This window comes from Rhodanobacter sp. B2A1Ga4, assembly GCF_018101315.1.
In the GTDB taxonomy this organism is placed as follows: domain Bacteria; phylum Pseudomonadota; class Gammaproteobacteria; order Xanthomonadales; family Rhodanobacteraceae; genus Rhodanobacter; species Rhodanobacter thiooxydans_A.
The window spans coordinates 274,967-288,853 of record NZ_JADBJR010000001.1 but is presented as its reverse complement, the minus strand read 5'-3'; the positions used below and the strand labels follow the sequence as shown (position 1 = coordinate 288,853).

The window sequence follows — 13,887 nt, the reverse complement described above, 5'->3', positions numbered from 1 at the left end:
CCAACCTGCTTCATGCCAGCATCTTCTCCACCGGCAGCACGAACATCTCGCGCGCCCCGGCCTTCTTGATCTCTTCCAGCTGCCGCCAGCTCACTTCGCCGGCACACAGCGCCTGCAACATGAATTGATCCGGCTGGCCGGCTACCGGCAGCAGGGTCGGCTGCGGACCGCCCGGCAGCAGGCGGGTAACGGCTTCCAGCGTGTGGCGCGAGGTCTGCAGCAGCAACAGGCGCGACTCGCGCACCTGGATCACTCCGTCCAGCCGCTTCAGCAGCAGTTCCAGCATGTCGCCGCGCTCGTCCACCGGCTGGGTCAGCGGCCCCGCCAGCACCGCTTCGCTCTGCAGCAGCACGTCGGTTTCACGCAACTGGTTCGCCACCAGGGTGCCGCCGCTCTGCACCAGGTCGCAGATCGCGTCCGCGGTGCCCAGCTTCGGCGCGATCTCGACCGAGCCGGCCAGGGTCACCACGCCGGCAGCGATTCCCTGCGTGCGCAGCCATTCGCCCAGCAGGCCCGGATACGAGGTGGCGATACGCCGGCCCTCCAGTTGCCCGGGCCCGTGGTAGTCCAGTTCCTGCGGCACCGCGATCGACAGCCGGCAACGTCCGAAGCCAAGCGGGCGCAGCTCGCTGAGCGGTTCGGCATCGCGCCCCGTGGTGAGCTGGAATTCGCTCAGTACGTTGCGCCCGACGATGCCGAGGTCGCACACGCCCTGCGCGATCAGGCCGGGGATATCGTCGTCGCGCACCAGCAGCAGGTCGACCGGCTCGCCCTCGCCGAAGCAGAACAGCTTGTCGCGGCTCTGACGGAAGGTGAGCCCGCAACGGGTCAGCAACTCCAGCGCCGGCTCGGTCAGCCGGCCGGATTTCTGCATCGCGATGCGCAAGCGGTCGCGCGGCTTCATGCCTTTTTCCTCGTCGTCTGCGCCTGCCGCCGCGCCGCGCGCGCCGCTGCAGCCAGGTAGCCGCCGTTTCCCTGGTTGAGATAGCGCGCCACGCGCCCGACGGTGGTGATGCTGACCGCGGTGCGCTCGTGGATCTCCCGATACGGCAAGCCGTCCAGCAACAGCGGCACCACGCGCCAGCGATCCACCATCACCTCCAGCTCCGCCGGCGTGCACAGATCGCCGAGAAAGGCGGCCATTTCCTCCGCGTTCTTCAGCGACAGCAGCGCCTCGTACAGGCTTTGCGCGGCGGCATTCACGGCAGTTGCGTCAGCTGATCTACGTTTCATGATGTACTAATGCGTTAATACAATAGTGCGCAGCATAGCTGCCATGACGCGCTGCGGCAAGCCCCGGATGCCAGCGGTCGTCAGGGCGCCGACATCGTGACGCAAGGACCATCTCTGGTATTGACGCACGCCACAAGACCCAATATGTTGTGCCTGTCGGTACCCGGCCGCTTGCGGCGGCCGGGTTGAAAAGGGAATCCGGTGTGAATCCGGAGCTGCCCCGCAGCGGTAAGCGGAAACGAACTGCCTTACAAGCACTGGGCGCACAGCACCCGGGAAGCGAGGCACAGTAGGTGGGCCAAGGCCCGCGTCCGCAAAGTCCGAAGACCTGCCGACACACCGGGCCGAACGTCCGGTGCGGGTGACCGCTTCCGCGGGGGAGCGCGTCGCGAATCGGGCGCCCTGCCCGGTCGCGCGCGCTTGCCTTGCCAAGCCCAACCCTCTTGGCCCTGCGCGCGGGAGCAGGCAACTGGTCAAGAAGCCGCCTCTCGGCTTCCCTTCGGGGAACGCACATGCCACACCTCATGCTCACCTTGCACCGCACGCGCCCGGGCGCGCGCCACCACGCTGACACGTCACGCCGCAGCCAGGCCCGTCCCCCCGGCTGACGGCGCTCCACTGCATCCCTTCATCATCACTGGCCCGCCACCTCGGTGCGCCGGTCATGCCTGCCTGTGCTTCAAAGGAGGACACCCCTCATGCTGGAAACCATCATCAAGCGCGACGGCCGCGTCGAGCCGTTCACTCCGTCCAAGCTCAACCAGTGGGGCGAATGGGCCGCGCAAACCCTGGGCGACGCGGTGGATTGGCCCTCGGTTGTGCTGGAAGCGGTGGCTGGTTTGTCCGGCACGTCCAGCACGCGCGAGCTGCAGCAGCAACTCATCAAGACCTGCCTGCACTTCGACACCTGGTCGTACAACCGCATGGCCGGGCGGCTCTACGCCACCTTGATCCGCAAGAATCTGTACGGCCGCGACCGCCCCAGCGTGCAGGCGCTGCACCGCAAGCTGCAGCAGCTCGGCTACATGGAAGTGCTGGATTACTCCGCGGCGGAATACGCGCAGGTGGAGGCGATCATCGACCACGAGCGCGATTTCGCCTACGCGCATTACCAGCTGCACACCCACCTCACCAAGTACGCCATCGCCGACCGCGTCAACGGCGTCCACCACGAGACGCCGCAGTTCATCTACATGCGCATGGCGATGGCGCTGGCGGTGGATCAGCCGCGCGCGCGCCGCATGCACGACGTGGAACGCCTCTACGAACACCTGTCGCTGAATCGCATCAACGCGCCCACGCCCAACCATGTGAACCTGGGCACGCCGCTGCGTGGTTACGCCAGCTGCTGCCTGTACACCACCGGCGACAACGCGCGCTCCATCGCGGTGGGCAACCACATCGCCAACACCATGACCTACATGTCCGCCGGCATCGGCGCGCACATGCAGACGCGCTCGCTGAACGACCCGGTGCGCGGCGGCGTGATCCGCCACCAGGGCAAGCTGCCGTATTACCGCGCCCTGGTGGCCGAGGTGAAATCCAACCTGCAGAACGGCCGCGGCGGCGCCTGCACCAGCTACTTCTCGATCTTCGACCCGGAAGTGGATGCTCTGCTGCGGCTGAAGAACCCGATGTCCACCGCCGACAGGAAAATCCGCGGCATGGACTACTCCTGGGGCGGCAACCGCTTCTTCGCGCGCAAGGTGGCCTTGAACGAGGACGTGTTCCTGTTCAACTGCTACACCGCGCCCGACCTGCAGGAGGCGCTGTACAGCGGCGATGAAACGCGCTTCGAGGCGCTGTACCGGAAGTACGAGGCGGACACGGGCTTCAGCAAAACCTTTGTCAGCGCGCGCGAACTGCTCATCACCGCCAGCAACGAATGGAACGAGACCGGGCGCATCTACGAGCACAACATCGCCGAGATGAACCGGCATACGCCGTTCAAGGACACCATCTACAGCTCCAACCTGTGCTCGGAAATCGCCCTGCCCACGGCACCGTACAACCACATCCTCGAACTGTATGCGCAGCACGACATCTCCTTCGTCACCTTCGAGACGGAGGCCGGCGACACGCGCCGCATCGAGGGCGGCGAGCGCATCGCCACCGCACGCGGCGAACTGTGGCCCGAGGATCTCGCCGTGGGCGACGTGGTCGATGGCGCCCGCGTCGAGCGCATCGCCCAGCGCTCCTCGCCCGAGGTGGCCACCTGCAACCTCGCCGGCATCTGCGTGGACAACATCGACTCGGAAGAGCAATACGCCGAAGTGGCCTATTACGCGCTGCTCATGATCGACAAATGCATCCACCTCGCGCACTACGAGCTGCCGCAGGTGGGCGTGACTTCGCGCCGGCGCCTGAATGCCGGCGTGGGTATCCTCGGCCTGGCCCACCTGATGGCGAAAAACCGCCAGCGCTACACGACGCCCGAAGGCAAGGCCTTCATCCACGCCGTGGCCGAGCAGCACTACTACCACCTCCTGCGCGCCAGCCTGCGGCTGGGCCAGGAACTGGGCAACGCGCCGTGGATGCACAAGACGCGCTGGCCCGAAGGCTGGCTGCCGCTGGACACCTGCAACGGCAACGTCGACAAGCTCGGCGACTTCCGCATGCACTACGACTGGGAGGCGTTGCGCGCCGAGATCAAGGCCAATGGCGGCATCCGCAATTCGGTACTGGTGGCGCACATGCCCACCGAAACCAGCGCCAACGCCTCGGGCACCACCAACGGGCTCTATCCCGTGCGCGAGCTCACCCTCATCAAGACCGACAACCACCGGGTGAACTACTGGGCCGCGCCCGAGGGCGACAGCATCGGCGAGTGGTACCAGTCGGCCTGGGACATTCCCGCACGCGACCTCACCGAGATGTACGCCATCGTGCAGAAGTGGACCGACCAGGGCATCTCGGCCGACTTCTACTGCCGCGTGATCGGCGACGACTGCATCGAATCCACCGAGATGATCGAGAACTACCTCTACCGCGTGCGGCTGGGGCTGAAATCCAAGTACTACATGAACCAGAAAACCTCCAACGGCATGCAGGCGGTGGTGGCCGAAGCCAGCGCCAGCGTCAATGCCGAGAAGGATGCCGATTGCGAAGCCTGCAGCCTGTGAACCACCGAGAGAGGCTGCTCCGGCAACGACGGGCCATCGCGGCCGAAGCCGCTCCTGCGCATTTCATTCCGGGAACACCATGACCGACCACGTCTTCAACTACGCCAAGACCGATTACGCGAGACCCTCGCTGTTCCTGGGCCAGAAGCCTGGCCTGTTCGACACCATCAACCGCCACTACCCCGACATCTGGCGCCTGTACAAGGCGCAAAAATCGCTGGACTGGGACGAGAACGAGTTCGACTACTCCTCCTGCAACGCCGATTTCAAATCCTGCTCGCGTTCCACCTGGGAAATGATGATCAAGACCCTGGCCTGGCAATGGGAGGCCGACAGCGTGGCCTCGCGCGCCATCGCGCCGGTGCTGGCGCCCTTCATCACGTCCAGCGAGCTGTGGGCCTGCTGGCAGCGCATCTCCGACAACGAGGTGATCCACGCCGCCACCTATTCGGAAATCGTGCGCAACTCCTTCGACGACCCGGGCGCCATCATCGAGGAGATCCTGCGCGTGGAGCAGGCCCACGCGCGGCTGGAGCGCGTGGTCAAGGCCTTCGCCGACGGCTACCGCGCCTCGCACCGGTACGCGCTGGGCCAGCTACCCGACGACCAGGCCACCTACAACACCGTGTTCATGACGGTGGTGGCGCTGTTCTGCATGGAGCGCATCCAGTTCATGGCCTCCTTCGCCGTCACCTTCGCCATCTGCGACACCGGCTTGTTCCAGCCCATCGGCAAGGCGATCCAGAAAATCGCCCAGGACGAACTGGAAATCCACGCCGAACTGGATCGCGCCGTGCTGGCCAACGAGCTCGCCACCGAGCGCGGCCAGCGCGCCTTCCGCGAATGCCGAGACGCGATCGAGGCGCTGATCGAGGAGGTCGTGGACAGCGAGCTGCGCTGGATCGCCTACCTGTTCGACGAGGGCCGCGAGCTGGTCGGCATGAACCCCGAGCGCCTGTCGGCATGGACGCTGTACTGCGCCAAGGACGTCTATCAGACCCTTGGCCTCGCCACCACGAAATATGCCCTGCCCGGCGCCAACCCGCTCAAGTACATGGAGAAGTGGCTGAACATCTCCAAGACCCAGGCCTCGCCGCAGGAACAGGACATCGCCGCCTACAAGGTAGGCGTGATGCGCCGCACCGACAAGAACCTGATCTTCGACGCCAACTTCTGAAGGAGCCTCCATGCAAGTCATCATCTACGGTCGCGACCACTGCGCGAGCTGCGACAAGACCAAGCTGCTGTGCCAGATGAAATCCATCGCGTTCCAGTACCACAGCGTGGGCAGCGACATCAGCGTGGACGAGTTGCGCAGCAAGGTGGGCCAACGCGCCACCAGCCTGCCGCAGATCTTCCTGGCCGAAGGCGACACGATCCGCTACGTGGGCGGCTACGACGACTTGCGCAGCACCCTGCAACGCATGCACTGAGAGATCGTGAATTCTTCCACCTCTCAGCCCGGCCACGACGAGGGCACGACGAGGGCATGGCGAGGGCATGGATGCCCGAGTTGAGGCAACGCAGGAGCAGTTGCCCGATGCCCGAGTTGAGGCACGCAGGGAGCAACTACCCGATACCCGGTGGGGTCAGTCACGAAATGATTGGTCGCAAGCGCGTGCGAAGAAGCTCGCCAGGAGCAAACCTGCACAGCCGCAGGCTGACCCGTACGGCGGGCGGCAAGGATGCCGCACGCACATGCGCCGGGCACGCCGATGAAACATTCCGCACGACGCGGAGTTTTTCGCCGGTGCTGGCCACAGGCCAACAAAAACCCCGCCGAGGCGGGGTTCTGGTTGGCTGCAACCGGCGAAGGAATCAGGCCGACTTCTTCTTCGGCGCGGCCTTCTTGGCGGCGGCCGGCTTGGTCACGGTCGGCTTGGCGCCCACCACGGCCGGCAGCACGCCGTGCGCGCGGGTGTTGCCATAGCTGCCACGATAGGTCTTGCCACGACGGGTCTTGCGATCGCCCTTGCCCATGGGGAACTCCTTGATTTACTGGATGAACGGCCTGCCATCATAGCAGTGTCGGCGCCATGCGGAATAGTCACGGTTGGCTGTGCCCGGCGCAGTCCCCGCCGGCATCGAGGCATTTGCCAGGGTCGATCTGCACGGTCACATGCTGGATCCCGAAACGCTCCAGCAACATCCGCTTGATCGCCTGCAGGGCCTGCGCGCCGTCGGCATGTTCATCCAGCTCGGCGTGCACGGTGGCCATGCGCGAACCCGAGGCCAGCTGCCACACGTGCAGGTGGTGGATATCGCAGATGCCTGGATCGGCCGCGCGCAGCGATGCTTCCACCAGCGCACTGTCCATGCCGTCGGGCACGCCTTCCAGCAGGATGTGCGCGGACATCCGCAGCAACCGCCATGCGCTGCCCAGGATCAGCAGCGAGACCAGCAGCGACAGCGCCGGATCGGCCCACAGCCAGCCGAGCCAGCGGATCGCCAGCGCCGCCAGCACCGCCGCCAGCGAACCAAGCAGGTCGCCCAGCACATGCAGGCTGGCGCCGGCCAGGTTGACGTCGTCGTGCGCATGACCGTGCAGGGTGCGCAGCACCAGCGCATTCACCAGCAACCCCGCGATTGCCACCACCAGCATCACTCCGGACAGGATTTCCCCGGGATGCAGCAGCCGCACGACGGCTTCGTAGACGATCCAGCCGACCAGCACGAACTGGCCCAGCGCATTGACGAAACCCGCCAGCACTTCCATTCGGCCATAGCCATAACTGCGCCGCGCATCGGCTGGCCGGGTCGCCATCCATGCACCGACCACCGCCAGCAGCAAGGCCAATGCATCGACCATCATGTGGCCCGCGTCGGCCAGCAAGGCCAGCGAGCCGGACCAGGCGCCGCCGATCACTTCGACCACCATCATCACCGTGGTCAGGACGAACGCGAACAGCAGCTTGCGACTGCGCCCTGCGGACGCGACGACGTGACTGTGCGCATGTTCGTGATGCGCGTGGTCGTGGTCGTGGTCGTGTCGGTGGGCGTGGGCCGTGGTCATGCGTGCATGCTAGGAACGGCCGGCGCCGTTACACAATCACCAGCTTGTTCGGTGCCACTCAGTGCGCGCACTGCGGGCCGTGCACGTGGGCGCCATCGCCGCTACGGCTGTCCAGCCGCAGGTTGACGAAATGCGCACCGGCCAGCAGCAGGCCGCCGCAAGTCACCAGCACGCTGTGCAGGATCGGCGAGGGGCCGTCGATGTAGACGATGCCGAGCAGCAGCAAGGCCAGTCCCGGCACCGCCAGCCGCAACGGCAACCGGCGCTGATGGCGGCGATAGCCGCGAACCAGCACGAACGAAGCCAGCACGCAGGCGCACAGTACGAAGGTGCGCTCGAAACGATGGTCGGCCAGGAACTCCAGACCCAGCAACGGCAGCAGCGCAAGCACGAAGGGCAACAGCGCGCAGTGGATCGCGCACAGGAAGGAAGCCGCCGCGCCAACGCGATCGGCCACATGCCACCAGCGGGATTTGTTCACCTGCTCGGAATCCATCGGCCTGCCCCGGCGCCGCCAGACGTGGCGACTCTATATCCGGTCGGCGATATGTTACTTTATAACATTACAGAACGCCATACCCCGGAAACCCGGGTTCAGGCCTTGCGGCAGTTCCGGCAGGTGCCGTGCACTTCCAGGGTTTGCGCCTGCGGACGGAAGCCGAGCGTTTTGGCCTGGGCCTCGATCAGTTCGGCGACCCGCTCGTCGCAGACTTCCTGTGCACTGGAGCAGATATCGCAGATCAGGAACGGCACCTGGTGCGCCTCGGCCGGGTGGTGGCAGGAGACGAACGCGTTGATCGATTCCAGCTTGTGGATGAAGCCGTTCTCGAGCAGGAAGTCGAGCGCGCGGTAGACCGTGGGCGGCGCCGCGTTGCCGTGCTTCTCGCGCAGCTGGTCGAGCAGGTCGTAGGCCTTGACCGGCTTGTGCGCGGTCGCGACCAGTTCGAGCACTTCCCTGCGCAGCGGGGTAAGGCGCAGGCCGCGCTCCTCGCTGGCATGCTCCACCGCGCGCACAAACCCCTTCGCATCCTCGTGATGATGATGCGGATGGTGCGCGTGCGGGTTATGGGCGACTTCGTGGCTCACGCGTTTCACCTCAAGACGGATCATACACTTGCAACCGCATCACTCCAGACAAGGCTCAGCGCCGCAGTGGCGGCGGCTGCGGGCGCGGCGCCGGGCGGGGCCTGAACAGGATCACGATCCAGCCGATCGGCCCCAGCACCCACGCCCACACGATGCCTTCGAACAGGCGGCCGCGCCACCAGCCGAGCAGCGCACCCACCGCGACGAACAGCAGGCTCCACCAGAACATGGCTGCCCACGGCAGCATATTCAACAGGTTGAAGAAGATGTGCCAGAACGCGCCCGGCGCGTCGGGGTCGACGCCATGGGTGGCCCTGGCCAGCAGTTCGTCCATGCCAGGCTCAGTGCGTCATCGCCGGGTCATCCCCGCGCGATGACGATCGCGGCGTCGACGCGCCTGAGCGCCTCGTCGCGGCCGGCCAGGTAGATCGTGTGCTCGATCGACGGCGAGACCTGGGTGCCGGTCATCGCCACCCGCAGCGGCTGCGCGATCCTGCCCATGCCCAGCTCAAGTTTCGCGGCAACCTGCTCGATCACCTGGTGGATCGGCTCCGGCTGCCATTCGCACCCGGCCAGCATGGTCCTGGCCGCGTCGAGCACGGCAACCGCGCTGTCGTTCTTCAGGTGCTTGGCGACCGCCTTGTCGTCCCATTCGGCGATCGGCGCGTACCAGATCTTCGCGCGCTCGGCCATTTCCTTCAGCGTGTGCACGCGGTCGCGCAGCGCCACGATCACGTCGAACGGCGCCGGGCCGTGCGACGTGTCGACGCCGGCGCGCTGCAGGTGCCACTCGAACTCGGCGGCCAGCGACTGCGGTTCGTCGGTCTTCAGGTAGTGCTGGTTGAGCCAGGCGAGCTTCTCGGTGTCGAAGCGCGAAGCGGCCTTGTTGACGTCGGCGATGTCGAACAGCGCGATCATCTCCTCGCGCGAGAAGATTTCCTGGTCGCCGTGCGACCAGCCGAGGCGCACCAGATAGTTCAGGATCGCGTGCGGCAGGAAGCCGTCGGCGCGGTACTCCATCACGCTGACCGAGTTGGTGCGCTTGGACAGCTTCTTGCCTTCCTTGTCCAGGATCATCGGCAGGTGCGCAAACTCCGGCACCTTGGCGCCGAGCGCGTGATAGATGTTGATCTGCCGCGGCGTGTTGTTGACGTGGTCGTCGCCACGGATCACCTCGGTGATGCCCATGTCGATGTCGTCGACCACCACGGCGAAGTTGTAGGTGGGCCAGCCGTCGGAGCGGAAGATCACCAGGTCGTCCAGTTCGCTGTTGGCCCATTCGATGCGGCCCTTCACCTTGTCCTCGAACACCACCGAACCTTCGCTCGGGTTCCTGAAGCGGATCACCCGGTTGGGGTCGTCCCGGTACGCTTCGTTGCGATCGCGGTAATGGCCGTTGTAGCGCGGCTTCTCGCCCGCCTTCATGGCCGCCTCACGCATCGCCTCGATCTCTTCCTTGCTCTCGTAGGCGTAGTACGCCTTGCCGGCGGCGACCAGCTCGTCGGCGACCTGCTTGTACCGCGCCAGCCGTTGCGTCTGGTAGAACGGGCCTTCGTCGGCGTCGAGGTCAAGCCAGTGCATCGCGTCGAGGATCGCCTGCACCGCCTCGTCGGTGGAGCGCTCGCGGTCGGTATCCTCGATGCGCAGGATGAACTCACCGCCGCGACGACGCGATTCCAGCCAGCAGTACAGCGCGGTGCGCGCGCCGCCGATATGCAGGAAACCGGTGGGGCTGGGGGCGAAGCGGGTGCGGACGGTCATCGGGATATCGGCAGCGTGAGAGCGAAGCTGCCGATTTTAACCGATCTGCCGCCTGCAGCCCGCGAACCGCCCGCTTCACACGGGATCACTTCACGTGGATGGTGATCTTCTTCGACACCACTGCCGGCTCGAACGGCACGTGGTTCTGGTCGCCCAGTTCCAGCTGCAGGGTATGCGTGCCCGGGGCTAGCTTCAGCATGGTCTGGGTCTGGCCGCCGCCGAAGTGGAGGTGGTTGGCGTCGTTCGGGATCGGCTGGCCTGCAGCAGGCAGCTCCTTCACGTCGACCAGCAGGTGATGGTGGCCGGTGTGTTCCTTGGTCACCCCGGCCGGCGCCACGCCCATGCCCTTGAGGCCGAAACGCACGGTGACGTCCTGGCCCACGGTGGCACCGTTGGCGGGCGAGATGATGTAGGCCTCGGCCCCGGTCGGCGCCGCGGTGACCGGAAGACCGGCGGGAGCGTCGGCAGCCAGCGCGGCGCCGGTCAGTCCGCTCAGGGCAAGTGCGAGCAGGATGCGTTTCATCGTCGGTCTCCAGCGGTGAAGGATGGCCCAGTGTAAGCGCTGCGGCGCCCCCAGGGCACCCGCAACGTCACCGCGACGTCATGCACCCGCCACGCCGCCGCAACGCTGGTCGGCGAAGCTGCGCCCAGCCAGCACGGGTATCGTCATGCGCATCGGCATCGTCAGCGAAACCTATCCACCGGAAATCAACGGCGTCGCCCTGACCGTGCACAGCCTCGCCGCCGGACTCGCCGCGCGCGGCCACAGCATCGACCTGATCCGCCCGCGCCAACCGCAGCCCTACAGCGATGAAGCCGGCATCGACGCGCTCGAACTGCGCGGCGGCGCCCTGCCCCGTTATCCGGGCCTGCGTTTCGGCCTGCCGGCCGGCCGCACGCTGCGCGAGCACTGGTCGAAGCAGCGCCCCGATGCGGTCTACGTCGCCACGGAGGGACCACTCGGCTGGTCGGCCACGCGTGCGGCCAGGCGACTGGGCATCCCGCTCAGCAGCGGCTTCCATACCCGCTTCGACAGCTACGTCAGCCACTACGGCCTGGGCCTGCTCACGCCGCTGGTACGCGGCTACCTGCGCCGCTTCCACCAGCGTGCTGCCGCCACGCTGGTGCCGACCAATGCACTCGCACAGGAGCTGCACGCCATGGGCATCACCAACGCCTGCCTGTTGCGCCGCGCGGTGGATACGCAGCTGTTCCACCCGAACCGGCGCGATGAAGCCTTGCGCGCCGACTGGGGCGTGGACGCGGCCACGCCGGTGGTGCTGTACGTCGGGCGCATTGCGCCGGAGAAGAATCTCGACCTGGCGGTGCAGGCCTTTCGCGCGATCCGCCAGCAGGTGCCACAGGCGCGCTACGTATGGGTCGGCGACGGCCCGGCCCGCGACGCGCTGCAGGCCGCGCATCCGGATTTCATCTTCGCCGGCGTGCAACGCGGCGAGGCACTGGCACGGCACTACGCCAGCGCGGACCTGTTCCCGTTCCCCAGCCTCAGCGAGACCTTCGGCAACGTGATCATCGAGGCGCTGGCCGCCGGCCTGCCGGTGGTGGCGTATGCCGAAGGTGCCGCGCGCGAGCATCTCGTCGATGGCGTCAACGGTTATTGCATCGCATCGGGCAACGCAGCGGCCTTCATCGAGGCGGCCGCGAAACTTGCCGGCAATCCGGCGCTGATCCGGCACATGGGCCGCGCCGCCCACACCGGTATGGCCGGGCTTTCGCCGGATGCGGTGATCCGCGATTTCGAAACCCTGCTGCGCGACATGGCCGAGGAGAACCTGCATGAACACGCCTCCATCGCTGCCCGCGTCTGAACTTCTTCCCGGGCCGCGTTTCGCGCTGGACCGACGCGTCTGCGTGATCGCCAACCACTGGGGCGCCCGGCGCCTGGTCGGTCTGTTCTTCGGCATCGTCAGCCGGCTCGGCGACGGCGTGTTCTGGTACGCACTGATGGTTGCGCTGGCCGTGCTCGGCGGTCAGCGCGGGATCACCGCGGCCGCGCACATGGCGGTCACCGGACTCGCCGCCCTGCTGCTGTATCGCCTGCTGAAGCGCTGGACGCGCCGTCCGCGTCCCTACCGCGCCTGTCCCGGCGTGATCGCGCACGTGCCGCCGCTGGACGAGTTCAGCTTCCCGTCCGGGCACACCTTGCAGGCGGTGGGCTTCAGCATCGTGGCGCTGGCCTGGTATCCGTCGCTGGCGCCGCTGCTGCTGGGCTTCACCGCGCTGGTCGCCGCGTCGCGGGTGATCCTCGGCCTGCACTACCCCAGCGACGTGCTGGCCGCCATCATGATCGGCAGCGGCCTCGGCGGCGCCTCGATCTGGTTGATCGCGGCGCCGCTCTGAACCCGACGCTGCGCAGCTTCTGCGCACGCCGTCGGCGTTCCCTTTGCACTCAGCCAGATAGCCTACTTGTCCACAGGCTTTGCCACGCGCGTTCCACAATCGCTGTGGAGAACTTCGCGCCGCTGCGCAAAAAAACCGCAATGCGTGCCAAGTGCCTGTCGACAATGGCGCACGCCCCGCTTGTCCACAGGCTTGTACAGAAGACACCCACCATCGCTGTGGAAAACACGCATGCCGACAATCGACGCGACGGGCGGCGCTGCGCAATCCCTGCGCAACATGTAGCAAGTGTCTGATGGAAAAGCGCCCGGCGACGCTTGTCCACAGGCTTTACCAACACGCTTCCACAGCGGCTGTGGAAAACCCGGTCGCACAAACGACGATGCCGCCCGAAGGCGGCATCGCATTGCTGCAGCAAGCATGACCGGTCAGGCTGCGCGCGGCGCCTTCATCAGGATGCCGAACAGGTCGGCCAGCTTGTCGCGCATCTCGCGGCGGTCGACGATCAGGTCGATCGCGCCGTGCTCGAGCAGGAACTCCGAACGCTGGAAGCCTTCCGGCAAGGTCTCGCGCACGGTCTGCTCGATCACGCGCGGGCCGGCGAAGCCGATCAGCGCCTTCGGCTCGCCGATGTTGATGTCGCCCAGCATCGCCAGGCTGGCCGAGACGCCGCCGGTGGTGGGGTTGGTCAGCACGCTGATGTACGGCACGCCGGCATCGCGCAGGCGCGCCAGCGCGGCCGAGGTCTTGGCCATCTGCATCAGCGAGAACAGCGCCTCCTGCATGCGCGCGCCGCCGGTGGCGGAGAAGCACACCAATGCGCTCCGGTCGGCCAGTGCGCGTTCGGCGGCGCGGGCGAATTTCTCGCCGACCACCGAACCCATCGAGCCGCCCATGTAGGCGAACTCGAATGCCGTCGCCATCAGCGGACGGCCCTTGAGCCGGCCGCTCATCGCGACCATCGCATCCTTTTCGCCGAGCTTCTTCTGGGTGGCGACGATGCGGTCGCGGTACTTCTTGGTATCGCGGAACTTCAGCGGATCGGTCGGCTCCAGGCTGGCCCACAGTTCCTGCGCGGAACCTTCATCCAACAACGCGCCCAGTCGCGCACGCGCGCTGATGTAGTGATGATGTCCGCACTTGGGGCAGACCATCAGGTTGCGCTCCAGCTCCGGCCGGTACAGCACGGTGCCGCAACCGCCGCACTTCTCCCACACGCCCTCGGGCACCGAGCCCTTGCCGCCGTTCGGACTCTGCGGGCGGGTGCGCGGGTTCATGATTTTCTGCAGCCAGTTCATTGCATCACCCCAC

Annotated in this window: 16 protein-coding genes and 1 riboswitch; of the genes, 6 read left to right on the top strand and 10 right to left on the bottom strand. The window is 66.5% G+C overall.

Features of this window, described 5'->3' with window-relative positions:
- Positions 1 to 10: 10 nt before the first annotated feature.
- Together hisG and IMW82_RS01315 are read right to left on the bottom strand one after the other, a co-directional pair.
- Complete coding sequence (hisG, locus tag IMW82_RS01320) at positions 11 to 904, bottom strand: ATP phosphoribosyltransferase (protein ID WP_211003662.1); 894 nt, start codon at positions 902 to 904, stop codon at positions 11 to 13.
- Entirely contained in the window at positions 901 to 1,233 is a 333-nt protein-coding gene (locus IMW82_RS01315) for a YerC/YecD family TrpR-related protein (RefSeq protein WP_211003661.1), read from the bottom strand. Before IMW82_RS01315 ends, hisG begins: the two co-directional genes overlap by 4 nt.
- A 140-nt stretch (positions 1,234 to 1,373) precedes the next feature.
- A riboswitch (cobalamin riboswitch) is annotated at positions 1,374 to 1,584 on the top strand.
- A 347-nt stretch (positions 1,585 to 1,931) separates the two neighbouring features.
- Here IMW82_RS01315 and IMW82_RS01310 point away from each other — a divergent pair.
- The 3 genes from IMW82_RS01310 (at position 1,932) to IMW82_RS01300 (ending at position 5,788) form a co-directional block, all read left to right on the top strand.
- Entirely contained in the window at positions 1,932 to 4,355 is a 2,424-nt protein-coding gene (locus tag IMW82_RS01310; protein ID WP_211003660.1) for a ribonucleoside-diphosphate reductase subunit alpha, read from the top strand.
- 79 nt (positions 4,356 to 4,434) lie between these two features.
- The gene (locus IMW82_RS01305) at positions 4,435 to 5,532 is read left to right on the top strand and encodes a ribonucleotide-diphosphate reductase subunit beta (protein ID WP_211003659.1); all 1,098 of its coding nucleotides are present in this window, start codon (positions 4,435 to 4,437) and stop codon (positions 5,530 to 5,532) included.
- Between the two features lie 10 nt (positions 5,533 to 5,542).
- Positions 5,543 to 5,788 carry a glutaredoxin domain-containing protein gene (locus IMW82_RS01300; RefSeq protein ID WP_211003658.1) on the top strand — a complete coding sequence of 82 codons (246 nt, stop codon included), beginning with the start codon at positions 5,543 to 5,545 and terminating at the stop codon, positions 5,786 to 5,788.
- Positions 5,789 to 6,173: 385 nt separating this feature from the next.
- Here the strand turns inward: IMW82_RS01300 and IMW82_RS01295 are convergent, their stop codons facing one another.
- The 7 genes from IMW82_RS01295 to IMW82_RS01265 all read right to left on the bottom strand — a co-directional run bounded on the left by IMW82_RS01295 (position 6,174) and on the right by IMW82_RS01265 (position 10,738).
- On the bottom strand, positions 6,174 to 6,335 hold the full coding sequence (locus IMW82_RS01295) for a 30S ribosomal protein THX (RefSeq protein WP_015447337.1): 162 nt from the start codon (positions 6,333 to 6,335) through the stop codon (positions 6,174 to 6,176).
- Between the two features lie 67 nt (positions 6,336 to 6,402).
- A complete protein-coding gene (locus IMW82_RS01290; RefSeq protein ID WP_211003657.1) occupies positions 6,403 to 7,368 on the bottom strand; it encodes a cation diffusion facilitator family transporter in 966 nt (321 codons plus the stop codon).
- Between the two features lie 58 nt (positions 7,369 to 7,426).
- Entirely contained in the window at positions 7,427 to 7,864 is a 438-nt protein-coding gene (locus IMW82_RS01285) for a MerC domain-containing protein (RefSeq protein WP_211003656.1), read from the bottom strand.
- A 98-nt stretch (positions 7,865 to 7,962) separates the two neighbouring features.
- Entirely contained in the window at positions 7,963 to 8,478 is a 516-nt protein-coding gene (locus tag IMW82_RS01280) for a transcriptional repressor (RefSeq protein WP_211003655.1), read from the bottom strand.
- A gap of 31 nt (positions 8,479 to 8,509) precedes the next feature.
- Positions 8,510 to 8,788 (bottom strand): hypothetical protein, encoded by a 279-nt coding sequence (locus IMW82_RS01275; RefSeq protein WP_211003654.1) that lies wholly within the window; start codon positions 8,786 to 8,788, stop codon positions 8,510 to 8,512.
- 26 nt (positions 8,789 to 8,814) lie between these two features.
- Complete coding sequence (gene gltX / locus IMW82_RS01270; protein ID WP_211003653.1) at positions 8,815 to 10,215, bottom strand: glutamate--tRNA ligase; 1,401 nt, start codon at positions 10,213 to 10,215, stop codon at positions 8,815 to 8,817.
- Between the two features lie 85 nt (positions 10,216 to 10,300).
- Positions 10,301 to 10,738 (bottom strand): DUF4399 domain-containing protein, encoded by a 438-nt coding sequence (locus tag IMW82_RS01265; RefSeq protein ID WP_211003652.1) that lies wholly within the window; start codon positions 10,736 to 10,738, stop codon positions 10,301 to 10,303.
- A 145-nt stretch (positions 10,739 to 10,883) separates the two neighbouring features.
- Between IMW82_RS01265 and IMW82_RS01260 the strand changes: the two genes are divergently transcribed.
- The 3 genes from IMW82_RS01260 to IMW82_RS17895 all read left to right on the top strand — a co-directional run bounded on the left by IMW82_RS01260 (position 10,884) and on the right by IMW82_RS17895 (position 13,000).
- Entirely contained in the window at positions 10,884 to 12,044 is a 1,161-nt protein-coding gene (locus IMW82_RS01260) for a glycosyltransferase family 1 protein (protein WP_211003651.1), read from the top strand.
- Positions 12,013 to 12,576 (top strand): phosphatase PAP2 family protein, encoded by a 564-nt coding sequence (locus IMW82_RS01255; protein WP_211003650.1) that lies wholly within the window; start codon positions 12,013 to 12,015, stop codon positions 12,574 to 12,576. Before IMW82_RS01260 ends, IMW82_RS01255 begins: the two co-directional genes overlap by 32 nt.
- A 295-nt stretch (positions 12,577 to 12,871) precedes the next feature.
- Positions 12,872 to 13,000, top strand: a complete 129-nt coding sequence (locus IMW82_RS17895) for a hypothetical protein (RefSeq protein ID WP_267895689.1) — start codon at positions 12,872 to 12,874, stop codon at positions 12,998 to 13,000.
- 4 nt (positions 13,001 to 13,004) lie between these two features.
- Here IMW82_RS17895 and accD read toward each other — a convergent pair whose 3' ends face one another.
- Positions 13,005 to 13,874, bottom strand: a complete 870-nt coding sequence (gene accD / locus IMW82_RS01250) for an acetyl-CoA carboxylase, carboxyltransferase subunit beta (RefSeq protein WP_211003649.1) — start codon at positions 13,872 to 13,874, stop codon at positions 13,005 to 13,007.
- Positions 13,875 to 13,887: the final 13 nt, after the last annotated feature.